Origin of the sequence: Streptomyces sp. NPDC060049 (assembly GCF_042736715.1) — a bacterium.
Lineage (GTDB): Bacteria > Actinomycetota > Actinomycetes > Streptomycetales > Streptomycetaceae > Streptomyces.
Genome location: NZ_JBHWVV010000005.1, coordinates 1 through 24331 on the forward strand (window position 1 = coordinate 1; position 24331 = coordinate 24331).

Consider the following 24331-nt stretch of genomic DNA (forward strand, 5'->3'; position numbering starts at 1 on the left):
ATCCCCAGCGCTGCGCGCTGGGGAAGGAATCCGCTTCGCTGCGCTCAGCGGGGCCCGGCTTCGCCGGGCCGGTGCCGGCCCTTCGGGCCGGAGTCCTGCGCTTCGCTCCGGACGGTTCGGGCCTGCGCTTCGCTCCGTCCCGAACGGCCCGCTGCGCGGGCCTGAGTGACCCCGTTTCACGGGGTCCGGGCCTTCAGCCCGTTGGGGTGTCCGCTCCGCTCCCACCCCGGTCCTTCCGGCTCCGCCTCCAGGGACCAGCCAGTCGCCCTTGGGGCTTAAGGACCAACAGGCGGCTCAGACGGCGGCACGTCAGGGAGCGAAGGCAGGGCGTCGGCAAGCGCAATGAACGCCGCGGCAGCGTCAGGAGGAAGATCGCTGACGGTCCCAGTATCGGGAAACCCGAGGGAAACCGCGAGCTGCTTCAGGGCGACCACCGCGTCCTGGGGCAACCTGTCGAGTGCACTGCGAACTAGCTCGGCCTGTGAAGGTTCCTCCGTCATACCTGTCCTCTCCTAAGCTGGGATGCATTCAACAAGCAGTGAGCCCACCGGACAACGAAAGCACCAGTCGTGCGGGCCTCTCCGACCCCGCTCCAAGCTGAGGCGTTTGCTGATCTCAGAGCTGACCGCGCGGGCATCGGCCCCAGTAGACCGCCCCAGGACGACTGGCGACAGTCGGTCTTCTGCCAGGTCAAAGCCGTGATCGGCCGAGAATCGCCCCCAACAGGTGTGCGATCAACACTCCCTGCGGCTTCGCCCAGCCACCAGAATGGCGGCCGACGCAGCGGGCCTTCGGGCCGGGGGTCTACGCTTCGCTCCGGACTGGGTTCGGGTTCCGCTGCGCTCCATCCGAACTGGGCCTGCGAAGCAGGCCCAGGAAACTCCCACGCTCCGCTCGGGAGCTGCCCCCGTCTCACCAGGTTTCCAGGCCCACAGCCCGTCCGGCGGGATCGCTCCGCTCCCGGTCCCGTCAGTTAGGGCACATCGCCCTGATTCAAAATGTGCCTCAGATAGATTCAGGAAATACCGCTTCGTACCGACACCAACCCGCCCAGACCGGTCGTCACGGACCGTCGGAACCGCGCAACGCTCAACCAACCTGCGCACCCCCGCCCAGGCCAACGAACACCGCAGGTCAGCCGACCAACGCCCCCGACGCTGCGCAGATTCAGTAAGCCGACCCATCACCAAACCCGCTCACTAAACTGCACAACCCCAGGTCAGAAGCATGACGACTGCTCAGTTCACTGACCAACGACAGCTGTCGTCAGAAGGCCGACCCTCCGGATGCACGAACCGCCCTTGTAGAAGTCGACAGCGTGACGGCTGCCCCTCCCGTGTAGCTGAAAGTAAGTCCGACCGTGTAGGCAGCCTCCTGAGCCGGCACCAGGTCCCCTTCAACAGTGCACGTTGCCCCCGGAATCAGAGGACCGCCACAGGCATCCATGGTCTGCGTGAACTCAGGCGGGAAGTTCTTAGTGATGGTGACGCCTCCCACCGCGGACCTCCCGTTGTTGGTGAAGGAGAACACCACCGGGTAGGACACCCCAACAAAGCATTCTTCAGGCAGCGGCGTCACCACTGTGCCGCGGGCGAGCACGGGCTTGGTCGCCTCGGGCGCGAGCCGGACCGGGGCCGGACCCTTGGCATTGGGCATGCTCTCGGACATGACATCTCCTCACCGGCCGGCACACTACCAACCAGGCCAAAGCCTCTCATGACACAGAGTTACTAAACAACCACACTTTTCGGCATCACGGCTGATAACAACTCCCTCCCGCCCCACCCATGGATACAAGCTGACCTTGCTCTGCCAGTTCGGTCCAGCAGATACCGCCTGAGGACGCCAGCGAGCCCCGGACCGGGGTATGGATCCCCAACCAGAAACAGCGCCGCAACCGGCTCCACCAAGTACAGCTCGCCGACCTTGGCGTGGGCTGGGCCCTGTGGAACAGCGGGCCAGTTCCAGACATCTGGAACAGCACCGCGGCAGGCGCTTCGCGCTGGGCCCCCTTGAAGGCGCTTCGCGCCGGGGCCCACCCCTACGGAGTGAAGGATCAACCGCTCTCCAGGTCGATGTCCGAAACGTGCAGACGCTTCCCGCACCCGGTACAGACGAACAGCCGGTCCGGCTGGACCCGGTACGGGCGCAGCCCGTCGCACGACGCGCAGGTGATCAGGGGCATATCGGTGCCTTCCCGTTGTGGCTTCTGGGGCGTGTCCCAGGAGGCCGCGCGGTGGGCCGCGTGCTTTTTGGCCCGGTGCGCGCCGAAGGCGCAGGGCCAAAAACCCTGCCCCGGAACGGGACAGGGCGGTCCGCGCAGCGGACCGAATCGCCGGTGAACGCGCCCGAAGGGCGCCCGGCGATTCGCCCGCAGGGCCCGGAGGGCGGCACGCGGCACGCCGTGTTGCAGCGTGGGCCGCGCCCCAGAAAAGCCCCCGCCACCGGCCCGCACGCGGCCTTGCAGCCCTGCTGCGCCCCGTCCCCGCGTGCAACCGCTCTGCCGGTCCTGCCGCAAGGCCAAGACACGGGCCGACTTCGGCGTGATGGCCGTTCCGTTCTAGACAGCGCAGCGCCCCGGCACGGGAGTTGAGGGGTCCGTGCCGGGGCCGGGTGCGCATCGTCGCCGCTAGAACTCGCAGGATCGACGGTGGATCAGTTTGCCCCGAAATCGGAATTATCAAAGTTGGAAGCGGACTCAGTGAAGCCATACAAATAGCCAATGTCATGAATTGCGTTCACGACATAAAACGCGTTAACAGTTGCGGCATTGGTGTTGACGTCAATCGAAGCCGCGCGCCCCTCAGTGGTCGCGTGTACCACCCTCAGCCCCGCCGGGACGTACTTCCCGCCGCTCACGACGATGACGGGCTGACCGTCTCGGTACTCGATCGCAAGCCTGCCGATGTCTTCGGGCTTGACCTGGTCGGCCGGGATGGGCGTCGGTGCGGTGGGCGTTGTACCTTCGGGTGTGGGAGTCAGGCCGAGCTTTGCGGCTTGACCCGGTGACATTTGAACCGGGGCGGGGCCGTGGTCGTTGGCTTCGGGTGTGGTCTCGGACATGACTGTCTCCCTGCTGGTCGGCACCCTGCCTACCAGGTCAGAGCGTTGCAGCAGGCGGCGACACCGGTCAGCGCTTCTCGGCGGAACGACCGGGAATCGACACAGTGGCGCGAAAGTCACTGTCGGCGCCGACACCGTCACTGTTTGCTGCCGGGTAGGCCGTGATGCTCACCGGCCGAACTCAGCCCGCCGCTATCCAGGTATTGGCCGCCCGATGATCCGAACGAAACGGCCTAGCCGCCGGGGCGCCAGCACGGACTCACCGCGGGCCGCCACCAGGTAGGTGGCGGCCCGGCCGCTAAACCGGAGGGTCAGTGACTGGTGAGCGATCGGGTGCGCAGTTCCGCGCACCGGATTCCGCCGCCGGGGTGCCACTCCATCACCGGGCCGGCTACGTCCCCGTGCTCCGCATACCAGGACACCGGGACCAAGCCCCCGCAGTCGTACCGGCGGCACGCGCACCCCTCCGCCGAGCCGGCGTACGGCACCCCGTGCCGGATCACCCCGCCCGCCGTCCCCTCTGCGGTGCCCCGCAGGCCGGCCAGCCACGCCAGCGTCACCCGCAGGCCACCCGACCCCGACCGGAACCGCTCGATCACCCGCACCTCTCCCAGTACCGCCAACGGCCCCGTGCCCGGCGCGGTCAGCCGGCTGACCGATGCCCCGAACTCTCCGGCCGCCAGCTCGGCCAACTCGTCGGCGTCGCCGTCCGTGAACCTGCGATCTCTCGCTTTCACGTCAGTACGCGACCTGGGCGTCTCTCACTCAACGACAGTGGATAGACCCCGATCTCTCACATCCAAGACAGTGACTACACACCCCCAAACAGCCCCCGACCAGCATCAACACACCAGAGCCCGCTGTCTCTCACACCGCTGTCACCAAACCGAGAGATCGCAGCTGCCGGTCCAGTCGTCGGCCGGGGCGATGACGCGGGAGCGGCGCGAACAGTCGGAGGAGATCGGCCCGTCCTGGTGCCCGGCGTGGCCGGTGACATGGCAGCGCTGCTTCCACCTCTTCCGGCAACACCTCGACGCCGGTGAAGCGCTGCCCACTCTGGCGGGCGAGGTCGTGCCCCAGGGCGAGGACCTCAGACGGTGGGTCACCTCGGTCCGGCATGGATGGGACCAGCTCACCGGCGTGCAGCAGTGGATGTGCGAGCAAGTCCTCGGCATCGAACCCGCAGGCGAGGACGAGAAACCGAAGCCGCGCACCAGCCAGGCGGACAAGTGGGCGATGCACCTCACCGCAGCCGCCCAGTACTTCGAGCGCGAGGGACACCTCACGGTCCCCCGCAAGCACGTCGAGACCATCACCATCGGCGACGGCGACGGCCAGGCGCAGCGGGACGTCCCGCTGAAGCTCGGGACGTGGGTCGACAACCAGCGCCGCCGGGCAGCGTCGCTGACGCCGGAGCGGGTGGAGCAGCTGTCCAAGGTCGGGATGAGGTGGGCGTGATGGGCGTCATCAACCACCTTCGCTTTGCAGACGAGCGCATCGCCGTCCTCGAAGCTGAGCTCCTCGATCAGCCGGGCGCCAAGGGTGGCCGGATCTCGTGACCTGATTTCGCTCTTTCGCCCTGCGTAGTTGATCAGATTCGCTTAGCCGCGACACCCGGCCCACCATTCGGAACGCCGACAGACCAGCTTGAGGAGCAAGTGTGACCAGCAACGAAGCAGAGACCACCGCCGTTGCCACCGACGAAGGGATCCAGCAGATCCCGGCGGTCATCGAGGTGACTGAGGTGCCTGCTGCTGCGGACGCCCGTGACGCGCTGCTGCGGGCGATCGGTGCCGAAGCCCAGCTTGTTGCGGACCAGTTTCCGGGCCAGGCGTCCACGGCGTTGGGGGAACTCGCCCGCGCTTACGCTTTGGTGACCGCCGGGACCACGACAGTTCCTGGCGTCGGAATCGTCAGCACAAGCGGCCGAAACGCCAATTTCTCGGGCAACGGCAGCGGCATTGCATGGAGCGACGACGGCCTCGACAACCTCTACAAGTGATAGTCGCGCCCGGGTTCCAGTGAGCGCTGGCCCCGATTCGTCGGCGACGGTCCCGCCATGCACTTGCCTGGCGGGACCGTCGCACACTCGGAAGAAGCCACCTTCCGCCAACAGTACGTCCATGACTCGTGGAAGATCACCTCCGAGACGGACACCTACGCGACGCATTCCAGCAGGTCAAAGCCGACTCGGTCCGTTCGGTGGTCGGTAAACTGGACGAGGGCGCGCAGGAGTACGCGCACCAGGGCAAGGGAGTGACCGTGACCTTCTGCGGCGACTGGGACCCCACCGGCCGATGCGTCCCCCGCTCCGTGGTCAGCGGATGGAGCGCTACGGCAACGGCGACATCGACCTGGACTTCCGACAGATCGCCATCACCGCCGACGACGTCCGATCCAGCCGGCTCACCACCCACGACGTCAACACCCGCGACGTCAACTTCGTCCGCTACCGCGAGGAGTGCCTGCGCGAGGGAATCGACCCGCATACCGCCGTCGAGGTCGAAGCCCTCCGGCCGGGAGAACTCCGCCAACGGCTCGGAGAGCAGATCGAGGGCTGGTGGACGACGTACGGCAGTGAAACACCGAGGCCAGAGCGGAGGCCTCGGAGAGGGAGCTGCTGCGCTCGCTGCAATCTGTCGTGAAGAAGATCGTTCGGGGCGAGCAGACAGAAGGGGACAACCGGGCTGAGTAGCCTGCCGGACGCGACGGGGCTCAGCCCGAGCGCGGCAGCTGCCCGCCCCCCACCAGCCAGGTCCGGGCAGTGCGCTCGCCTCCACGCTGGGACGGAACTGACGGCGGGGGTACGGTCCGCACCGACGAGGGGCCCGGCGGCCCGACGGCCGTGAGCCACCCACCGCCCATCTCTCGCAGCCCGCCGTCATTCAGCACCCCGACGGCCGGCAGACGGCCGCGGCGGTGGCGGTGGCCACGCATGCCATATGACGGATGCCGGTCTGAACCCCGGGACACCTCTACGGCAACGCGAACCATTCGGGTGAACCCCAGGACTCAGGCGTTGACGGGAGCCTGCGAGGGGATCCCCGCACCCGGGTCCGTCGCCGGGGTGACGGCGGGCTTCGTGCTCGGCCGGGCCCGTCGGTTCCGGGGCCGGTGCGTTCCGCGACCGCCAAGCCCTCATGACGCACCGGCGCGAGCAGTAGACGGCGTCCGAACGCCGGTCCACGCCAGCGACCCAGGGCGTCCCGAACTCGGGGAATGTCACCCGACCCGGACCGTTCAGCTCCACCATCACCCGGCGCCGCAACCGACGGGCCCGCCGCCATGACCTGGCGCGGCATGCCGTCGAGCAGAACACGGCGTCCAGCCGCGCGGCCGGCCTCAACCGGTCACCACAGCCGCCACACACCCGCGCTCCGGGCCACCCGGAACCCTCAAACACCACTACAGGCTACGGCCCCGAACACCTCGAAATCAGGGATATGGATCAGGCACTAACAAGATCTCAAGTTGCCGGCCTCACTGCTCGACTAGCTTGCTCGCCCACCGGACCATGCGTGCTGAAGCACAGGAACGGTGCCGGTCACGTTGCTGATCTATGCCCGGCCTTCTGCTCCGGCACGGCCTGGTCCTGCTCTTGGCGCGCTCCTTGTCGACCCGGTCCTGCCGTGCGGCGGTCACGGCCCGGTACTTGCAGTCATCGCAGAGCCGCGGGTGGCTGTCCTTCGAGGTGCCCCAGTCAGTCGCCTGGGCCGCCTCCCACCGTTCCTCGGTGAACTTCGCCCCGCAGTCGGCGCAGACGGGACGGCGGGCCTCACGCTCAGCGGCGGGGGAGGCTAGACATGTGGGGTGTTGCGGACTGCGGTGCGCATGGTCAGTCCGTGGGGGTTGAGGATGGCGCCGAGGACGGGTGTGACGTCCTGGTCGGTGGTGTGGGTCAGTCGCCAGCGGGCGGTGATGGTCGCGAGTGCGAGGGTGGCTTCGGTCATGCTGAAGGTGTCGGCGATACATTTGCGGGCGCCGCCACCGAAAGGGATCAGCGCACCGTTGCGGCCCTTGGTGTTCTGGCCCTTCCACCGGTCGGGGTCGAAGCGTTCCGGTTCGGGGTGCAGGGCCGGCTGGTGGTGGATGAGGTAGGGGCTGCAAACCACCGTGGTGCCCTTGGCGATCTGGTGCCCGTCGAGGTGGGTGTCGGTGGTGGTGATACGGGTCAGGAGCCAGCCCGGCGGGTAGCGGCGCAGGGTTTCTGTGATGATCCGGCCGGTGTATTCGAGCTGGGGCAGCAGGTCGAAGGTGGCCGCGGTGCCGGCCGGCAGGACGGTGTCGACCTCGGCGTGCAGCCGGCCTTCGATGTCGGGGTTGCGGGCGATCTCGTGCAGAGCCCAGGCCAGGGAGGCGGCGGTGGTTTCGATGCCGCCGAAGAAGAAGGACATGACCTGATCGGCGATCTCGCTGTCGGACAGGTGCCGGCCGTCATCGTCGGAGGCGGCAAGGAGCATGGACAGCAGATCGGTCCCACCGGCCCCGCGGGTGTCGCGGGTGCGGTGGTCTTCGATGATCGCGGCGATGGCCTGCTGCAGGTGGGCGCGGGCCTGGTGGTAGCGGCGGTTGGCGGGGATGGGGAGGGTATCGAGGGGGTGGGGCAGGAGCATCCGCTTGTAGATGCCGTGGGAGAAGGTGTTGAAGCTGGCCAGGAGACTGGCGAGGTCGCTGCTGGGGGCGTCGGCGAACATCGTGGCCATGGTGGTGCGGGCGGTGATCGCCTGCATGTCGGCCAGGACGTCGATGCTCTGCCCCTCCTTCCAGCGGCCGATCGCCTGGGAGACTTCCCTGGTCATCGTCTCGGCGTAGGCGGGCATGCGCTGGGCGTGGAAGGCCGGCTGGGTCAGGCGCCGCTGGCGGCGGTGGTCGCCGTGCGGGCAGGTACCCAAGCCGTTCCCCAAGCCTTCGCGGACCCGTTCGATGAGCATGCCGCCCTTGTCGAAGGTGCGGTCATCGACCAGGACCTGCTGGGCCAGGTCGGGATCGCAGACCACCAGCGCGCTCACCGGCCCGACCTTGATCTGCACCAGGCCGCCGTGAGCGGGCAGGGACATCATGAAGGCCAGCGGGTCCCGCCGCAGGGCCAGGCCGTGGCCGAGTAGAGGCAGGGCTCCGGGCGCTTGGGGGACCGTGCGGGCAATGCCCATCGTCGCTCCTGCAGAAAGAGGGTGGACGGCCGGGATTCTTGCTGCCGGCGTACATGGCCGGTCTCAGTGTTCCAAGGGGACGGGGCGAGCGCTGGAGGCGATCCGGCCACACTTGACCTGGGACTGTGGCCAATTCGGTCTGATAGACGGACCACGGTAGGGAAGCATCCGGGGCATTCAGGCTCCGAGGATGTTCTCGAAGTAGCCGGGCCCCGAACTGGGCAGCACTTTGGGGGCGCTGGTGTAGCGCAGGGTTTCGGTCTGCCAGGCGCTGTAGCCGCTCATCCACGCGCACATCACCTCGATGTACGTGTCGGCCGCAGCTCGCTCGCGGGGGGTGAGGCCGAGCTGGTCGCACACGGCCGGCACCTCGGCGGCCAGCTGCTGGAACCGGGTACAGCGCCGGCGGACTTCCTCAGCTGCGGCGGCCACTGCCTCCGGTCGTGAACATTTTCGTTCGTCTTCGAGGACCAGGACGAGGTTGTCGACGTCGCCGCGTGCTTCCTCCTTCTCCAGCGAGTACACGTCGTTGCACATCAGCGGGACATCCACCGCTATCTCACGCATGATCCGCAGCTGCGGACTGTGGAAGACCGAGGCCGGTATCTCGATACCCGCTGCCCGCTCGCCCATCGACACCGTCAGCGCGGTCCCCGCGATGCCGCGGCGGACCTGCAGGTACTGCTCCATGCCGGCCGGTCTCCCCCGCAGCCGACCGATGGCCTCATGCGCCTGGGCAGCGAAGTAGTACTCCCACTCATGAGCCACCCGCGCCACCCACCCCGCGGGCGCACCCACAGTGCTGCGGGACCACACTTCGGCGAACGCCGCCGCACACGGGGAACTGCCCGCCGGCAGCTGGGCGCCGTGGACGAGGTCGATCAGGCCCTGGCACAGGGCGGCGACACGATCAGGGGCCCGGCCGAGCGGTCCGTCGAGCTGGTCGTCGAAGACGAAGAAGAACGCCATCACATCCGCGCACAAGTCCAACTCCTCCCCTCGGGCGTAGGGGTAGCCGTACGCGGCCAGACGCGGCATGTCCCACAACCGGTACCAGTCCAACGAATCACCGCTGGTGACCAAACCGCCGGCCTGCACCCAGGCGAGATTGCGCAGGCGGGCGCCCTCCAGATCCTGACTCACGGCTAACGGGAAGGGAAGATCGAACTCGATGTCCTGCGGCATTGGGACCCCCATACGACTCAACCAGCTGTTCGAATGGAGTATCAGCGCGGCCAGCCCGGCGGTGACCTGCGGACACCGACACCGGGCTGAAACACGACGGCACGACGGCCGACCGACATCCCGTAGCCCCCAAGACAGCGGGCCGACCGCCGCGCCGTTCCCCAGGCGCCGCCTGCCCTCCGAGCACCTCAACTCGCGCCACACCCTGCACCGATCCAAGATCGAGTTCAGCGGGAACACTCCGGCTGGATGCCAGGCGTCACGGGCCAGCCCCTGAGGGGGCAGAGCAACGCGGGCACGAAGCTGCCAGCGGCCGGCCCGAGCCCTTGCGCTAGCGCGCCCACGCCACCCCGGCCCTTACTACCACGCAAGATCACTCACGACACGCGCCCGCCACACCCGCCGCAGACGGAAGGACCGATCTTCACCGGACGGCCGTCGGCAGCGTTCCGGAGAAACACCGCGAGCTCCGCAGAGACACCCTGATCATCAGCATGCACAAGCACATCGTTCCAGACGCCCGAACCGGCACCATCCACCTTGACCGAAGACATAGGGGCACCCCCCAAGAACACGTCCGGGAACCGGGCCTCACCCCCGCAACCCACAGCGGCACGGCCTGCCCCAGCCGCGCTCCCCCGGGGCACTTCCCAGCCACCCGACCGAAATCTGTCATTGCGTGGTCACGGTGCGTAATGCGACGCTCTGACCAGGCAGGCACCGCGCCTACCAATAAGGAGCCAGAAACATGACCGACGCCGCGAATTCAAAGGGTCCCGCCCCGGTTCAAGCACCCGCGTGGCTGAACCGGACCCCGGCCGAACCGACTACGGCACCCACAACGCCACAACTCATCCCCGCATCCGAAGTCAAGCCCGAGGACATCGGCACCCTGTCCATCGAATACCGGGACGGCAAGCCCGTCATCATCGTCAACGGCGGCACCGCCGTGCCCGGAGACCTGACAGTCCTCAACAACGCCGGCAACCCCGTAGCAAGCTACGTCGCAACACCCCGAGCCCACACCCAAGCAGTAATCAAGAATGTTATTTCGCTGTCGGACGCACACCTCGCGATCGATGCGGGCGCCTTTTACCTCTCGATCGTCGAGAAGGAACAGGATGCGAGGAACACCGGGCAGTAGCCCCGACAGAACCGGTCAGACTCCAGAAGACCTGCCCCAACCCCCTAAACGGCCCACCGGTCATGCTCCTTCACCCCGTAGGGATGGGCCCCGGCGCCTGCCCGCAGGGCAGAGAACCTTTACCCGCCCCTGCCCGAAGGCACTCAAAGAGCGGACCAGCCCCCAGGGCCCTCCACCAGACGCACGATAGACACACAAAGGGCGGCGCTTCCCTCGCCGCCCTTTTGCTGAACTGCCGCGCCTGCGAACCGCGGTCACATACCTGCGGGCGGCGCTCAGCCGAGCAGGCGCTGAGCGCCGCCCGAGCAGCGCGAAGCCCGCGCCGCCCGCCGCGCAAGCCGCCCGCGTGGCTGATCGAACACGGCATCGGCGCGAGCCGGCTGCCGGTCCGCGTCCACGCCGGGGACTGCTGGGACACAACGAACCGCTGCTCGCCCCTGAGCACCGAGGAGGCGCACCGGGCCCTGGCCGAGGGCGTACCCGGCTGCCCCCAATGCCGCCCTGACGTCGCCCTCGGAGTGCTGGAGTGCGCGGGTACCGGCAGGGTGGAGGGATGAGCCCTGCTCTTCGCGTGGTCGTCTATCCACCGGACGCCGAGGGCGGGCGCCGAGTGCGCTGCGACGGCCAGATCCTCGGCCGCGCCCTCGGCCCCGCCGACCTTCTGGAGTTCCTGCGGCGGGCCGGCCTGGACCCGGACAAATTACGGCATTGGGGCGACGGTCAGATGAGTGCGGATGCTGGGGAAGGGTCGAGGGAGGAGAAGCGCCGTGCACGTGTCTCGGACCGGTCGAGAGCGGCGGACAACCTCTCGCGCGCCTGCTCCCCATCCGCGCGGAGCCCGCAGAGGTCGAACACACCGAGGAAGCGCATCACTGGCATAAGCACTTCCTCGTGGTGGCATGCGGGCGTGTAGATGCCGGAGCGCACCATCGAGAGGGCCAGGGCGGTGAATCCGGGGGCACCGTGACCGGGTGAACGGAAGGACTCCACCACATCGGCACAGGCCCGCAAGGCCTGGTCCGGCCGGAGCTTCACCGCGTCTGTCAACACGGAGCGGTAGAAGAGCATGTGGCGGTTCTCGTCCTGGGCGATCCGCTGCAGGAGCGCCTCGCAGGCATAGTCGCCGCATACACGTCGGATGTTGCGGTACGAGACGCGGGTGGCGAGTTCTTGCAGCGTCACGTAGATGAGCGATGCGAGGACGTCTCCGCGGTAGTCGATGTCGTAGCCGCGTTCGGCGTGCTGACGGCGCGTATCTTCCAGCGCTACGGGATCAGCGCTGCGGGTGACCAGCAGATAGTCGCGGATGGCCAGTCCATGGCGCCCCTCCTCGGCCGTCCACCGGTTGACCCATGTGCCCCATGCACCGTCTCTGCCGAACAGCTCCGTGACCACCCGGTGATAGCTGGGCAGGTTGTCCTCGCTCAGCAGGTTGTGGATGAGCCCATCGCGAGCGGCCGTGTTGAGCCTGGACTGTTCGGCCTGCCACTCCTCTCCAGCCAGAACACCGTCAAAGTTCGCCCCCTCGCTCCATGGCACGTAGGCGTGCGGGTACCACTCCTCCGCATGCCGCAGGTGGTCGTCCAGGGCGCGGGCGGCGATGGGCTCGAGGTCGTTGAGAAGGCTGTAATCATCATGGAGGGAATCCGAGGTCACTTTTTCTCCGTGCGCACTAAATACGTCCCAATGGGTGATGCGGCGTCTCTTCGGATGGACGCGGATTCGCCGCGGACCGGCTATCTACGATAGACCGTTGCCCCACGGAGCAACGCCACGCAATAGATGAATCCGATCATCACAAAATCGCCGAGACGGGTCGTGTATTCCTATGGGCCAGGGCGATTCGTCTGGTCGGGAGCCTACCCGCGTTCGAATAGACGAATGCAACGTCGCACATGCGCAGGATCTAGCACGTCTTTTCATTTCACCTGTTTCAGCAAGGCGGAGGTACGTATGTCCGAGGAATACCACGCCGAGTTCGATCGTGACTCGCTGATGGAACTGCTGCGTGAGGAGTTCGCTGTCCCCGCAGATCGGCTGCGCAACGACGCGACCTTGGAACAGTTGGGGCTGGACTCCCTCGCGCTACTCGAAGTGGTGGTCGTCCTCGAAAACCGAGCGGGGGTGCGTCTGGAAGACGATCTCAACATCCGCCCCTGCGACACCCTGGAACACGCCGCCGAAACGCTGAAGGCTGGGCTTGCGGCGAGCCGTGGCCCTGCCGTCATCTCATAGAGTGCGAGAACGTGTGCTCACCGACGGCATCGCCGTGACCGGACTCGGCCTGATCACTCCCGCTGGCCTGGACGCCGAGACGTCCTGGTCCACCCTGTGCGCCGGCCGCTCTGTCGCCGCGGCGGATCCGGCCCTTGCCGGACTGCCGGTGGACTTCTCATGCCGCGTCCCTGGCCTCGACGTAATCGCGGAGATCGGCCCACAGCGAGCAAGGCGCACCGACCGGTTCACGCACCTGGCACTGGCTGCCGCCCACCGAGCGGTGGCGGACGCCGAGTTGGATCCGGGTGCCTGGGCATCCGAGCGCGTCGGCATCGTACTCGGGGTCGGCAGCAACAGCCTGGAGACATACCCGGCAGAGTTCAGTCGCCTGACGGAGGGCCGCCCACAGGCCGTCTCCCCGACTGCGGTGCACCGCAGTATCCCGAGCAACCCCGTCGGAGAAATCACACGGGATCTCGACACGACCGGTCCCGCCTTCACAGTGTCGAGCGCCTGCGCTTCCGGCTCGACCGCCCTGGGCATCGCACGCGACCTCTTACGAGCCGGCTCGTGTGACATCGTCCTGGCCGGCGGCAGTGAATCGGCCCGATCCCGCATGACCGCGACCTGCTTCGCGCAGATGCGCGCGCTGTCCCGCCGTTCCGCCCACCCCGCATCTGCCAGCCGCCCTTTCGATGCCGACCGTGACGGATTCGTCCTCGGCGAAGGCGCCGCACTGCTGGTTCTGGAGCGCGCCGACCACGCACGGCGCCGCGGCGTCACCCCTCGCGCCATGCTCCGCGGCTTCGCCTCCACCTCCGACGCATACAGCGCCACCGCTCCGCACCCCGAAGGCGCCGGCGCGGAGCGGGCCGTCCGTGCCGCACTGGCCGATGCCGGATGCACCCTGCGGGACATCGGGCACATCAACGCCCACGGCACCTCGACACGCTTGGGCGACGCGGTCGAGGCACACCTCCTGCACCGGTTGTACGGCGGTGCCACACCTCCCGTCACCGCGACCAAGAGTGTGATCGGCCACGCGCTCGGCGCGGCGGCGGCCATCGAAGCAGCCCTCACCGTCCTCGCCCTGGAGAAGCAGCAGGTTCCTCCGACGGCAAATCTCCGCGCCCAGGATCCGGGCCGCGAAATCGACATCGTCACTGGTCGGCCACGCGCATGCTCTATGGACGTAGCGATCTCCACGTCCTTCGGGTTCGACGGCCACAACTCGGTCCTGCTCTTTGCCGCGCCCTGATGTGCCATCCCTTTGCCGGGAGGCGCTGTTCGCGTCGGGAGAATTCATGCCAAGGACGCGCAGTACCCCTCGCCGGCCCTCCGATGAAGGGGGTACCGGAGACGGCCCTCTTCACTGTTCCATGCCGGGAGTTGGCCCTGGCCGCGTTCGCGGCGGTGCGGAATGACAAGGCGCGTGCCCCTGGAGCCGCCGTCCGCGATCACCGCCATACAGTCGGCTGCTCACACATGTACTCCTCCCCCGAGGCCAGCGGAGGCCGTCGCGGACCATACTCAGGCCGGTCACCGCGAGGCAGGTGCCTCTCGGCGACTGACACAGCCCCGCGCGCACTGACAACTGCTCTGTGCACGACACGTGGCGAACTCGACAGCCGCCGCCGGCGTGCTGTGGCCAGACGGTGGGGCGACGGGTGTGCCCGTGGCGCTGGTAAGCGGGCCGTCCCCGTGCCAGTCCTGGAACAGCACTGCATCTCCCGGAGCCCCACGGTCGGCCCGGTGGCTGACCGTCGGGGTGCGGAGCAGCTGTCATGATTCCCGCCTGGCGAGCCAGCTATGTGCCGGGCTCACCTCTGTTCTGAGGCTGTCCAGTCGATCAGCATCACGCCGCCGCTGGCACCGCTGGCCAGACCGAACAGTGCGATCTTCATTCCGGGGTGCAGGCGGCCTTGTTCGCCGGCGAGGGCGAGTTGCAGAGGCAGGGTGGCGGCGGCCACGTTGCCTGTGCGGGAGAAGGTGGGCACGACCGTGTCGGGTCGGACGCCGAGGCGTTGGGAGATGGCGCGCACGAAGGGGGCGGACGGCTGGTGGAGGCAGACCAGGCCAAGCTCGCCGGGATCGGTGTCGTGCTCCTTGAGCCACTGCAGCGCACGGGTGTCCAGACCGAGGAAGGAAGCCAGGAGCTGCTCGGAGTCGATGTCCAGTGCGTGGGGCAGGCCGGGGGCCTGGTAGGGGTTGAACAGGGTGGCGGCGGGCCAGCCGGCGGAGTTGGCCATGAACATGCTGGCGATGATCCCGGGTACGGGACTGGCTTCGACGATCAGGGCTGCGCCCATGTCGCCGCCGGTCATGGAGGCGAGCGCGGTGCGCATCTCGTCGCGGCTGGTCATCGTCCAGCGGCTGAGCCGGCTCAGAGTCTCGCCACAGGCGATCAGGACGCGCCGGTAGCGGCCGCAGCGGATGAGGGAATCGGCGACTTCGAGGGCGTTCAGGACGCTGTTGCAGGCGTTGGAGACGTCGAAGACCGGGCAGGACAGGCCCGTCTTGGCGGCCACGATGTGGGCGTTGGCGGGTTCTTGGACGTCGGCGCTGACGGAGGCGAACAGCAGCAGGTCGACATCGCCGGGCTCCAGCCCCGCCTGAGTCAGCGCTTTGCAGGCGGCATGGGAGGCGAGGTCGGACGGCAGGACGCCGTCGTCGGCGACGATGCGCTCCTGGAGCCCGTACGTCCGCCGCAGTAGCCCGGGGGGAATGCGCAGGGCGGGGCTGTGTTCGCGCAGGCGGTCCTCGATGGCCGTCGAGGTCTGCCGCCCGTGGGGCAGGTGGATTGCGACCTGCGTGATCTGGCTGTGGGCGTTCATGCCGCCACCTCTGCAGGTGCGGGAGGCGTGCCTGGTGCGGTGCGGGGCAGGCCGGTGACGGCGTGCTTGATCCGGTCGGAGAGCCACAGCGGTGTCATCGTGTGGAGGGGGATGAGGAAGCGGGCGTCGAGACCGACGGTGTAGCGGGCCCTGGGGCGCCGCGCGCCCAGCGCGTTGGCGATGACCTTGGCGACCGGCTCGGGTCCGGAAACGCGTTGGTTGACGGCGGTGAACAGGGTGCGCGATCGGCCGTACCCCGGCCTGCCGCCGGCGGGGTCGGTGTTGTCGAGGTCGGCGACCGCCCGGTCCAGCATGGCCGTCGCGAAGGCGCCGGGCTCCACCAACGACACCCGCACCCCGGCGTGTGCCGTCTCCACCCGCAGGCAGTGCGTGATCGCGCTCAGGGCGTGCTTGCTCGCGCTGTACCAGCCGCCCATGGGCCACGGCACCCGCCCGAGCCCTGAGGACACGTTCACGATCCGGCCGCTGCCCCTCCGGCGCATCCCCGGCAGCGCGAGCCGGCAGATCCGCATAGCACCCAGGAGATTCACTTCCAGCAGGTGACGCGCCTGCCCGTCGCTGACGTCCTCCACCGAGCCGGCCTGTGGCACACCGGCGTTATTCACCACCGCCCACACACCACCGCCCGTCATCTCCTCCACCCGGGCCATCGCTTCCTGGCAGGAGAGAGGGTCTGCCACATCCAGCACCACCGTCCGCAACCCCAGCCCCAGCCCTGCCGCGGCCGCGACCAGGGCGTCCGCCTTCTCCTGACTGCGAGCCGTGCCGATCACATCCCAGCCCAAGCCCGCCAACCGCAACGCCGTCGCCGCACCGATCCCGCCGGTCGCCCCCGTGACCATCACACTGCGTCCCGCGCAGCAGTCGGCCGAAGTGCCCGTCAAAGCCATCACGCCTGCCTTCGAAATCCCTGTCGGCCGTGCGACCTGCACGCCCCCGCCTCCCGTAATCAACGAACCAGACAGCGGCGTGGATACGACGGGCACGAGGACTCTCAAGGCTGCGATCACGGTCGGACCTGGCACCGTCGGAGGATTGCCGGAGGCTCCGGCGGCCGACTACTGGTAGCGGCCGGAAGCGAGCATCCAGCCCAGGTGGGTGCCGGACATGTCGTGGATGGCGAGGAAATCACCGCTGCCCTCGCCGGCCACCTCGGCACCACCCTCCCCGCCCGAGCCTGGATCACCGACGCCATCACCACTGCCGCCCGCATCAACCGGGCCGGAGCCGATGACCCCCGCGGAAGGACAGCACCAACCCCGAAAAGTCGTCGGAATCCTGTGGTGGGCGAAGGATGTTCGGGCGGTCAACCGTCCGCGGAGGACGGTCCCGCCCCGAACCGCGCAACGTCCTCCGCGGTCACGTCCAGGCGCAGCCGCTGGAACCGGAGCGGGTGCCGGAAGACGCCGCCGCGGTCGATAGCGCGATCCGCGCTGACCTCGGCGACCAAGGCGGGGTGGACGAGGGTGATGTCGAGGACGTCGCGGCTCCCCCACGTCGCCGAGAACTTCGCCCCTGTCCACGGGTGTCCGGGCGCGGCCGCGGTGAGATGTTCGGCGACCTGCCGGGCGGCGTCCGGGCGCAGCGGTACGGTGCGGCCCACAGCGCGTAGCCGGCCGTCGGTGTCGTGGCGGCCGAGGACGAGGAGCTGCGGGCGGGTCAGGGTGCCGGTGATCGCACCGACGATCGTCTCCGTGGTGTCCCGCCTTCTGATCTTGGTCCAGCCGCGGTATCCGGGCAGATACCGGCTGGTCAGAGACTTAATCAGGATCACCTCCACGCCCGACACGTCTGTCCAGGACTCCAGCCATTCCCTCGCCTTGGACAGGTCCGTCGTCTGCGGGCAGAGCGTCCACGGCGCGGTCAGGGCGTGCTCGGAGAACAGGTTCTCCAGCAGGGCGCGGCGCTCGGCGTACGGGCGCGTCAAAAGCTCCTGGCCGTCCAACTGCAAGACGTCGAAAACGACCAGGTAGGCCGGCCACCGGGCGGCCAGAGCCAGGGCGCCGCGGGCGCGGGTGGCGGCCCGGCGCTGCAACGCCTCGAACGACAACCGGCCTGCCTCGGTGTCCCAGACGACCAGTTCGCCATCGAGGACCAGGCCGTGCGGCAACTGTGCCTCGGCGGCCGCCACCAGGTCCGGCCACCGGTCCTGGACCAGCGCCCCGCGGCGGGTCTGCACCAGCACCGTGCCGCCCGGCCCGGCCGCGGTGAACAGCAGCGCCCGGTGACCGTCCAGCTTCTGCTCGTACGCCACCCCCGCCCACAAAGCGGCCGGGCCCGGCACCGACTCCGCGGCCTGCGCCAGCATCGGATCCACCGGCGGTCTGAGCATCACAGGAGCCTCCCTCACGGCGTGCCCGCCCCGCTTCCAGGGTCCGCCATGCCAGCCCGCGACGGCCCTGCAGGACGCAGCGGGGCCGTCAGAGGCGCCGCAGGACTTGTACGGCACGATGGCGGCATGCGTCACCGCGCGCCAACGCCCACGCCCGCCGCAAGCAGGCGCGGCGGGCGCCGACGCGTGATCATCCCGAGCGAGAGGTCTGCCGCGGTTTGGTCAGGGGTTGTCGGGGGTCCAGGTGATCCTCACGGCACCATCGTGTCCGGGCGCGCCATTCACACCCGGGGCACCGGGGGCGCCGTCTTCTCCGTCTTTGGACGTAGGCGGGCTGGTCATGCCGTTCCCTCCAGCGCCGCCTTTCCCTCCGGCACCACCGTGCCCTCCGGCGCCACCTTGTCCGTAGAGGGGGGTGTCGGTCGAGTCCGTGTCCTTCCCGGCCGCACCTCCGGTACCGCCGCGATCGCCCTCGGCGGTTGCTCCCGTGCTGCCCCGGGACTTGACGAGGGGCCAGACGTCTTCACAGTGGAGCCCGCCGCTCTGCATGTTCCCGCCGGTCCCGCCCTTGCCGCCGGCGGGAGTGCTGCCGTCAGCTCCCTTGGGGGTGACCGCCTCCTTGCCGTACAGCCCGCGGTTGCCAGGCCGAGGGCGGCCTTGCCCCCGTCGGCGCCAGAGGCCCTGGCGAGGATGCTCGGATTTCCCAGACTGTCGGTGTCCCAGACCAGTGTGTTCTGCCCGCCGCCCCCGTTGCGCGCGTACGGGGTTCCCGGACCCGTCCCGGCAGTCCCGTTGCCCGGGAAGTAGAAGCCGCCGTCGCCACCGTCGCCGCCCTTGCCAGGAGTGGTTCCCGCCGCCCCGCTGCGGCCGCCGCCGCCCACCCGAATCGTGACGGGCAGGCCCTCGGACACATACACCTTGCACTTCACGTATCCGCCGCCGGCACCGCCGCCGCCCCCCCCCCCCTTGCCCCCGCTGCCGCCGACCCCGCCCATGCCGTACTGGCGACCACCGCCTCCACCGCCGCCAGCCCCCGCACCGCTGCCGGCGCCTCCGCCTCCACCGCCCCACACATCGAAGGTCACCCACTGCGACACAGGCGCGATCCACGTGTGATCACCGCGCTTGTCGAAGACCACGGTCGCCACCGCAGCCTCGGCGTGGGCCAACGGAGAAACACAGGCCAGCGCGAGCGTCAGCGCCGTTCCAGCGATCACAGCGGTTCGTCGTGAAACCGTCATCAACTCTCCTGAATCCGAGGAACACCGCGCCTTGCGGCGCATATCCATCACGCCTCACCAACGAGCGTGACGGAGAGTAGCCACGGTGGCGGGCACGAGAAGCTCAAAGGAAACTCGAACACGTGTTACCACCGGGCCACCGGGCACCTCGCACCCCGGCAGGACGCCGCGTGGGGCGAGGACGACGAGATGGCGCCCAGAACATGGCCAACCTCCGACGCAAGGGCACCAAGAACGGCCTGGGCAAAGACCCCAAGCGGGCCGCCGAGCGCGCGGCGCAACTGACCGCGATCGACCCCGACTGGGACTGCCCGTGGCCGCTGGACTGGCAGCGCCACTACCGCGTCCTCGCGGACCTGGTCGACGCCGACGGCCAACTGCCCGACATCGCCCCCGGCGTCCTGATGGACGGCGGGCTCCAACAGCAGAAGCAGCCGGCCACCTGGGCACGGCTTCTGCCCGAGCAGCAGGAGCGGCTGACTCTGCTGGGCATCCAGCCCGACCAGGCACCGACTCTCGCGCCCGCAGCCACCCCTCGCCCCTGGGGGGCGTCGGGCTGGAGACCTCCCAGGACCCCGCCGCCGAGGACGAGACCCTCCACGCCACGAGGACCACGGTCTTCAAGTCCCTGATCGACCTGGTCAAGTCGTCCAGGGTCCGGTTCGTCGATTCGAAGGTGAAGAAGAGCACCGTCATCGTCCGTCCGGATACCGAGCCCCCGAACGACCCCACCCCGCCCGCCGGTCCCGGCCGGAACTGACGGGCGGTCGGCTGCACACAAGGCTGAGGGGGGGGAGTTCACAGCGTGCACGTAGACCGCGCCGAGCAATTGGCCGACGCCGCCCACATGATCAGCGGCGCTGCCGCGCACCGGGCGCTGTTCTTCGAGGGGCAGGAAGGGATCGGCAAGACCGCGCTGCTGCGCGAGATGCACCGCCGACACGGTGAGAACAACGTGTTCTACGTCGATCTGGGCTCCTCGTACGCCGAGTTCGACGTCCTGAACGAGATAGCCCGCCAGGCGTCCGGACAGGGAATCCGCATGGACGCCTTCAGGGCGCTCAAGCAGCGCTACGGCGACCTGCCGACCGTGAGCTTCACCAACGCGTCGGTGAACAGGTCCCACGTGGATATCGCGCTCAGCGTCAATGCGAACCGCGACGCCCAGAAGTCCGCGCTCAGCGATGAACTGGTCGCGACCCTGAACGAGTTGGCACCCGAGGTCCGCCCGGTGCTCCTGATGGACGGTTTCGAGCGTTGCGAGCCGCCGATGCGCGACTGGATCAGCGGAAGCTTCCTGCCCGACCTCCTGGCCGGCCGCCGGATAGCCGTTTTCCTCGCGGGTCAGGTGGTCCCCACCCTCCGCCATCCGCACGCGGGCGTCACCCGGACGCTGGTTCTGCCGCTCTTCGACACCCGGACCGTCGAGGAATGGATCGAACTGGCCGGCATCGACGCCCTGAAGGGGCACGCCGACCTGGTGCGCACCGGAACGGCCGGCCTGCCGTCCGTGATCAAGGAGTTCCTTTCCAACTTCCTTCCTCTGGAGGGGTGATACATGGACACGGACATCGTCCTTCGCAGCGTCCTGGCCTCCTTCGACAGGCTTTCCGAGAGCGAGCGCTCCCTCGTCGAACACCTCTGTGTCTACCGGTGGTTCGACCCCGGCATCGTGGAATACACCACCGATGCGCTCCACCTCCGGGTCGACAGCGGCCTCCTGGTCCGGTTACCCATGGTCGAACCGTACGGCGTCTCGTCGGAGCGTGAGGAGTTCCGCCTGCGGCCGCTGTTGAGACGGCATCTGCTCGACCAGCTGCGGCGCGAGCGGACCGGCACGCACCAGCGTGCCCACCGGCTGGCCGCCGCCTACTTCCACCAGCCGCTCGACCCCTTCGACGCCGACCGGATCGCCTGGTACGTGGAGGAGGTGCACCACCTGGCGTTCTCGGCTCCCGGTCGGGCGTTCGCCCGTCTCTCCGCCTTCTCGCACACCGCCCTGCTCCGCGGCTATCCCGAAGCGGCCAGCCGCGCCGCGGCCGAGGCTCTCAAACCGGCCGAGTCGACCGTTGACCTGGCCACCCTCGCGGAGATCATCCGAGCCGTCTCGGCGATCCTCGCGTCCCCGGCCCGGGTCGACGACCAGGCAGTCGTACGGCTGGACGGCCTCTTGATGCGCTCGCGCCCCGCACCCGACCTGGCTGCCTCGCGCATCACCCGGCTCGCCCGCGATCTGGTCACGTACCACAGCGAACGTCAGGCCGTCGCCGCGACGATGAGCGCGGTACTGGCACCGGAGGCGGTGAGGGGCGTGGACCGGCTCGGGATGCCGGAGACCTCCGCGGCCCTGGCCGTCGCGGAGGCCTTGGCCCACTTCCCGCGCAGCGTCCCCCGACGCGAGCACACGACGGTGCTGCTCGGAATGAGCAAGGTGCACCACTTGGTGAAGTCGACGGTCCTGTCCCGGGCAACCGGTTCCCAGAACACCCGGCCCGTTGTCGACCTGTTTCCGCTGGACGCCGGGTCGATCGTGGACGATCTGCGGATCAGGGACGCCAATGGCACCGTGATCACCTCCTTCACCTCCTTTGACGCGCGGTCGGCGGTCGCCAACGCCGTCTCCTACTGGCTCACGGAGGACGACGGGGCCAGCCGGGGCGAAGGGGTGGTCGTGCCGGCGCACAGCGAGATCTCGCAGTCCCTGTCCTCCGCCCTGCACGGGATGCAGCACGAGGCCGTCGGCGAGCTGCTGCTGACAGCGGCCGAGCAGACGCGTGGACCCCTGCGCGAACGCATCGAGGCCGCCACCCGATACCTGCCGCTGGTGGCGCAGCTCGACACGAGATCGGGCACGTCGCAAACGGTGGAGTACGGCTACGACGGCCCCTGCACGATCCGACGCCAAGGACTTATCGGGATCTCGGTGGAGCTTCCGCTCGTCCTGCCGACCGAGATCAAGAACCGCCTCACGCTGCCCACCCCGGACGGGGTCGAACTCGCCGGCGTCGAACTCGACAGCGACGGCGACGCCGTGATGGAGCCGGACGCCGCCGGCGCCGACCAGCAGTGGGGACGGCACGGACTGTCGGAGAAGTTCACCGTTCGCTTCCCGCTCCCCGACCAGGACGACGATGGCGCCGGGCCGCCCCACCGCCTGGCCCGGGCCACGCTGCACCTGCACTACGTGCTGCACAGGAGGCACATCCTGCAGGTGCGCCGCGTCAATCTGCTCTGCCTGGGGATCTGCCTTGCGACGACCTTCCTGCCCCTCTTCCTGGACCGTGTCAGGTGGGCGAGCATGATCTCCGTGGTGGTATCGGCCCTCGTGATGCTGGACGCCTATCTCCAGAACCGCCGCCCCGGCTCCGACGGCTCGAACGGCGAACTCAGCGCCTTCACGACCAGGCCCCTTCACGTGATCCTGGGGGCGAACGTGTTCGCAGCCGCTGTCGCGGCATCGATCGCCACCTTGAACGAGCCGGCGGTGACGCTGGCGTGCTCCGTGGCCGCCCTGTTCGTCTGCACACTGTCCAGCCTTGCCCTCCTCGCCCTCGCCGCCCAGCGCAACCGCCTGCTCGACAGTGCGCCCGAGAACGTAGGGCGCCCGGCGACGGCCCGCCTGCGGACCGCCCACCGCTGAGCTTCCCGCTGTCTGCACGGCTTGTCGTCCGGGGACTTTGTGCCCGGCCCTGGAGCAGGTCCGGCTCGGGCAGGCGCACTCGTGCGTGCTGGTCCTTCTCGGGGTGCGGCTGGACGGCACCGAGGAGCTGATCGCGCCGGCGGAGGGGCTGCGGGAGTTCACCGAGTCAAGGCGGTCCTCGCGAATGGTGTTCGGCGGTGGGGCGAGCCCGAGGCCGCGTGCCGGGCCTGGCGCCGGGGGTGCGGCGGGAACGGCTTCGGGCTGGGTGCCGCGCATCGATTGCGGGCTCGCGGGCGGTACGTGGTCGCGGATCGAGCCGCCGGTCACTGGGGCGTCGTGCGCGCGATGCGGAAGTGGCCGTGTACGACCGCGGGTGAGTGGTGCGTGCTCAGCGACCGGCGGCCGGTGCGTGGCGGACCGGCCATGCCGGCTTCGGGATCCTGGGCGCGCGGCGCCTGTGGGCTTCGAAGGCGAGCCAGGCGGCTCCTGAGGCGACCGTCGTGAGGAACGGCAGCGCCCAAGCGGCCAGCTGCCAGACGGCCGCGACGTCCAGGGTGCTCACCAGCGCCGCCGCCGGAGCGGCGGCAAGGGTCAGCAGCAGCGTGATCCTGGCCCAGAGCGGCAGCCTGCGGCTCACCGCGGCGGTCGCGAGGCCCAGGCCCGTGCTCGCCGTGAGGATCACGGCCAGGGCCACAAGGGCGACGGCGAGGGCGACTATCAGGGCGAGGAGTAGCAGGATCAGGCCCATGTCGTGCCCACCTCCGGTCTCGTGGCGACCCGTCGCGAGGGCAGGCGGATCCGACTCCGCTGCTCCGGCAGGTTCACCGGAAGCCATACTGTCAGAGGCATTGAACGCGTTCAACATTGCCTCCGGTGTCACCCGTAGGCCCTGGTATCGGCGGCGGGGTCCGGCGGTGGGGGCGTGGCACGATCGCGGGATGCAGTACCGGTACGCCACCGAGAATGAGTAGCCCGGTGTTCGCTCGGTCTCGCTCGTTCCCGAGCCGGAGCCCGCACTCCGGCTCGGTTCGTGCTCCGCCCCCCGCCAAACACGTCGACGGCGCCCGCTCCTTGAGAACTTGCGCACCGGACTGCATGAACGGCCATGGGAAGTGGGTGTCCCGGTTGTCAGAGAGCTCACTTGTCCGGGGATGAGGGCCCGGCAGGCTTGCTCTGGCTCGGATGGATGGTAGGCGGTTGTTGTTTGGATGGCTCAGTGCGCGGCGGATGAGCTCGCCGCAGGGGACGTATCGATCGAGCAGGTGGCAGCCGCGCTCGGAACAAGCGAGGCCGCGGCCAGCAGCTACCTCAGGAGCTACCTCCAGCCCTGACCCCGCGCCCCGGCCGCCACCGCGGAGCCGCTCCAGTTCCCGCACGCCGCAGCACTCGGCTGCCTGGAGTTCCGTTTCTCCCGTGAAACGTCGCGCCCGCCCGGGTGATGCCCACGCTGCCCCTGGCTGGTCCTGCCAGCCGTCCATGGGACCCTCGGCGAGAACTCCGTACT

20 protein-coding genes and 2 pseudogenes are annotated in these 24331 nt (G+C 68.9%); 10 read left to right on the forward strand and 12 right to left on the reverse strand.

Translation table 11 applies throughout. The annotated features are described in order from the left end of the window. Window positions 1-1266: 1266 nt before the first annotated feature. The 4 genes from ACFWBY_RS10125 to ACFWBY_RS10140 form a co-directional block, all read right to left on the reverse strand. Complete coding sequence (locus ACFWBY_RS10125; RefSeq protein WP_385332143.1) at window positions 1267-1668, reverse strand: hypothetical protein; 402 nt, start codon at window positions 1666-1668, stop codon at window positions 1267-1269. A 388-nt stretch (window positions 1669-2056) separates the two neighbouring features. After that, a complete protein-coding gene (locus ACFWBY_RS10130; RefSeq protein ID WP_385332141.1) occupies window positions 2057-2185 on the reverse strand; it encodes a hypothetical protein in 129 nt (42 codons plus the stop codon). A 470-nt stretch (window positions 2186-2655) separates the two neighbouring features. Further along, window positions 2656-3063 (reverse strand): M36 family metallopeptidase, encoded by a 408-nt coding sequence (locus ACFWBY_RS10135; protein WP_385332138.1) that lies wholly within the window; start codon window positions 3061-3063, stop codon window positions 2656-2658. Between the two features lie 311 nt (window positions 3064-3374). Further along, the gene (locus tag ACFWBY_RS10140; protein ID WP_385332136.1) at window positions 3375-3800 is read right to left on the reverse strand and encodes a hypothetical protein; all 426 of its coding nucleotides are present in this window, start codon (window positions 3798-3800) and stop codon (window positions 3375-3377) included. Window positions 3801-3990: 190 nt separating this feature from the next. Between ACFWBY_RS10140 and ACFWBY_RS10145 the strand changes: the two genes are divergently transcribed. The 3 genes from ACFWBY_RS10145 (at window position 3991) to ACFWBY_RS10155 (ending at window position 5708) form a co-directional block, all read left to right on the forward strand. Further along, on the forward strand, window positions 3991-4521 hold the full coding sequence (locus ACFWBY_RS10145) for a helicase associated domain-containing protein (protein WP_385332133.1): 531 nt from the start codon (window positions 3991-3993) through the stop codon (window positions 4519-4521). A 202-nt stretch (window positions 4522-4723) separates the two neighbouring features. Beyond that, window positions 4724-5065, forward strand: a complete 342-nt coding sequence (locus ACFWBY_RS10150) for a hypothetical protein (RefSeq protein WP_385332130.1) — start codon at window positions 4724-4726, stop codon at window positions 5063-5065. A gap of 295 nt (window positions 5066-5360) precedes the next feature. Then, window positions 5361-5708, forward strand: a complete 348-nt coding sequence (locus tag ACFWBY_RS10155; RefSeq protein WP_385332128.1) for a hypothetical protein — start codon at window positions 5361-5363, stop codon at window positions 5706-5708. A 1152-nt stretch (window positions 5709-6860) separates the two neighbouring features. On the opposite strand, the gene ACFWBY_RS10160 is transcribed toward ACFWBY_RS10155, so the two are convergent. Together ACFWBY_RS10160 and ACFWBY_RS10165 are read right to left on the reverse strand one after the other, a co-directional pair. Then, on the reverse strand, window positions 6861-8213 hold the full coding sequence (locus tag ACFWBY_RS10160; RefSeq protein ID WP_385332125.1) for a cytochrome P450: 1353 nt from the start codon (window positions 8211-8213) through the stop codon (window positions 6861-6863). A gap of 177 nt (window positions 8214-8390) precedes the next feature. After that, window positions 8391-9356: a terpene cyclase gene (locus ACFWBY_RS10165; RefSeq protein ID WP_385332122.1), complete on the reverse strand. Its 966-nt coding sequence runs from the start codon at window positions 9354-9356 to the stop codon at window positions 8391-8393. Between the two features lie 790 nt (window positions 9357-10146). Between ACFWBY_RS10165 and ACFWBY_RS10170 the strand changes: the two genes are divergently transcribed. Beyond that, window positions 10147-10542: a hypothetical protein gene (locus ACFWBY_RS10170; protein WP_385332119.1), complete on the forward strand. Its 396-nt coding sequence runs from the start codon at window positions 10147-10149 to the stop codon at window positions 10540-10542. An 83-nt stretch (window positions 10543-10625) separates the two neighbouring features. Then, window positions 10626-11099: a DUF6233 domain-containing protein gene (locus ACFWBY_RS10175; protein WP_385409642.1), complete on the forward strand. Its 474-nt coding sequence runs from the start codon at window positions 10626-10628 to the stop codon at window positions 11097-11099. A gap of 163 nt (window positions 11100-11262) precedes the next feature. On the opposite strand, the gene ACFWBY_RS10180 is transcribed toward ACFWBY_RS10175, so the two are convergent. Continuing rightward, window positions 11263-12198 carry an acyl-ACP desaturase gene (locus ACFWBY_RS10180; RefSeq protein WP_385332113.1) on the reverse strand — a complete coding sequence of 312 codons (936 nt, stop codon included), beginning with the start codon at window positions 12196-12198 and terminating at the stop codon, window positions 11263-11265. A 297-nt stretch (window positions 12199-12495) separates the two neighbouring features. On the opposite strand from ACFWBY_RS10180, the gene ACFWBY_RS10185 reads away from it, so the two are divergent. Together ACFWBY_RS10185 and ACFWBY_RS10190 are read left to right on the forward strand one after the other, a co-directional pair. Then, the gene (locus tag ACFWBY_RS10185) at window positions 12496-12777 is read left to right on the forward strand and encodes a phosphopantetheine-binding protein (protein ID WP_385332111.1); all 282 of its coding nucleotides are present in this window, start codon (window positions 12496-12498) and stop codon (window positions 12775-12777) included. Window positions 12778-12790: 13 nt separating this feature from the next. Next, on the forward strand, window positions 12791-14017 hold the full coding sequence (locus ACFWBY_RS10190; protein ID WP_385332108.1) for a beta-ketoacyl-[acyl-carrier-protein] synthase family protein: 1227 nt from the start codon (window positions 12791-12793) through the stop codon (window positions 14015-14017). A gap of 101 nt (window positions 14018-14118) precedes the next feature. Here the strand turns inward: ACFWBY_RS10190 and ACFWBY_RS10195 are convergent. From ACFWBY_RS10195 to ACFWBY_RS10210, 4 genes and pseudogenes are all read right to left on the reverse strand, one after another. Continuing rightward, a pseudogene (locus ACFWBY_RS10195) lies at window positions 14119-14217 on the reverse strand (IS5/IS1182 family transposase); the annotation flags it as partial. Between the two features lie 362 nt (window positions 14218-14579). Continuing rightward, window positions 14580-15593, reverse strand: a complete 1014-nt coding sequence (locus ACFWBY_RS10200; protein ID WP_385332105.1) for a 3-oxoacyl-ACP synthase III family protein — start codon at window positions 15591-15593, stop codon at window positions 14580-14582. Beyond that, window positions 15590-16546: an SDR family oxidoreductase gene (locus tag ACFWBY_RS10205; protein ID WP_385332102.1), complete on the reverse strand. Its 957-nt coding sequence runs from the start codon at window positions 16544-16546 to the stop codon at window positions 15590-15592. The genes ACFWBY_RS10200 and ACFWBY_RS10205 overlap by 4 nt, the downstream gene beginning before the upstream one ends. Before the next feature lie 374 nt (window positions 16547-16920). Continuing rightward, the gene (locus tag ACFWBY_RS10210; RefSeq protein ID WP_385332099.1) at window positions 16921-17946 is read right to left on the reverse strand and encodes an ATP-dependent DNA ligase; all 1026 of its coding nucleotides are present in this window, start codon (window positions 17944-17946) and stop codon (window positions 16921-16923) included. Between the two features lie 1367 nt (window positions 17947-19313). On the opposite strand from ACFWBY_RS10210, the pseudogene ACFWBY_RS10215 reads away from it, so the two are divergent. The 3 genes and pseudogenes from ACFWBY_RS10215 to ACFWBY_RS10225 all read left to right on the forward strand — a co-directional run. Continuing rightward, a pseudogene (locus ACFWBY_RS10215) lies at window positions 19314-19720 on the forward strand (helicase); the annotation flags it as partial. Window positions 19721-19992: 272 nt separating this feature from the next. Continuing rightward, window positions 19993-20742 carry an AAA family ATPase gene (locus tag ACFWBY_RS10220; protein ID WP_385332096.1) on the forward strand — a complete coding sequence of 250 codons (750 nt, stop codon included), beginning with the start codon at window positions 19993-19995 and terminating at the stop codon, window positions 20740-20742. 3 nt (window positions 20743-20745) lie between these two features. Then, on the forward strand, window positions 20746-22827 hold the full coding sequence (locus tag ACFWBY_RS10225) for a hypothetical protein (protein WP_385332094.1): 2082 nt from the start codon (window positions 20746-20748) through the stop codon (window positions 22825-22827). Between the two features lie 388 nt (window positions 22828-23215). Here ACFWBY_RS10225 and ACFWBY_RS10230 read toward each other — a convergent pair whose 3' ends face one another. Further along, complete coding sequence (locus tag ACFWBY_RS10230; protein WP_385332091.1) at window positions 23216-23575, reverse strand: hypothetical protein; 360 nt, start codon at window positions 23573-23575, stop codon at window positions 23216-23218. Window positions 23576-24331: the final 756 nt, after the last annotated feature.

Excerpts from the sequence above, each read along its gene's own strand:
- ACFWBY_RS10175 (WP_385409642.1), top strand. The coding sequence starts at position 10,626 with ATGGGCCCCGGCGCCTGCCCGCAGGGCAGAGAACCTTTACCCGCCCCT.
- ACFWBY_RS10145 (WP_385332133.1), top strand. The coding sequence starts at position 3,991 with ATGACGCGGGAGCGGCGCGAACAGTCGGAGGAGATCGGCCCGTCCTGG.
- ACFWBY_RS10135 (WP_385332138.1), bottom strand. The coding sequence starts at position 3,063 with ATGTCCGAGACCACACCCGAAGCCAACGACCACGGCCCCGCCCCGGTT.
- ACFWBY_RS10130 (WP_385332141.1), bottom strand. The coding sequence starts at position 2,185 with ATGCCCCTGATCACCTGCGCGTCGTGCGACGGGCTGCGCCCGTACCGG.
- ACFWBY_RS10125 (WP_385332143.1), bottom strand. The coding sequence starts at position 1,668 with ATGTCCGAGAGCATGCCCAATGCCAAGGGTCCGGCCCCGGTCCGGCTC.
- ACFWBY_RS10170 (WP_385332119.1), top strand. The coding sequence starts at position 10,147 with ATGACCGACGCCGCGAATTCAAAGGGTCCCGCCCCGGTTCAAGCACCC.
- ACFWBY_RS10185 (WP_385332111.1), top strand. The coding sequence starts at position 12,496 with ATGTCCGAGGAATACCACGCCGAGTTCGATCGTGACTCGCTGATGGAA.
- ACFWBY_RS10210 (WP_385332099.1), bottom strand. The coding sequence starts at position 17,946 with ATGCTCAGACCGCCGGTGGATCCGATGCTGGCGCAGGCCGCGGAGTCG.
- ACFWBY_RS10230 (WP_385332091.1), bottom strand. The coding sequence starts at position 23,575 with ATGGGCCTGATCCTGCTACTCCTCGCCCTGATAGTCGCCCTCGCCGTC.
- ACFWBY_RS10160 (WP_385332125.1), bottom strand. The coding sequence starts at position 8,213 with ATGGGCATTGCCCGCACGGTCCCCCAAGCGCCCGGAGCCCTGCCTCTA.
- ACFWBY_RS10200 (WP_385332105.1), bottom strand. The coding sequence starts at position 15,593 with ATGAACGCCCACAGCCAGATCACGCAGGTCGCAATCCACCTGCCCCAC.
- ACFWBY_RS10225 (WP_385332094.1), top strand. The coding sequence starts at position 20,746 with ATGGACACGGACATCGTCCTTCGCAGCGTCCTGGCCTCCTTCGACAGG.
- ACFWBY_RS10155 (WP_385332128.1), top strand. The coding sequence starts at position 5,361 with ATGCGTCCCCCGCTCCGTGGTCAGCGGATGGAGCGCTACGGCAACGGC.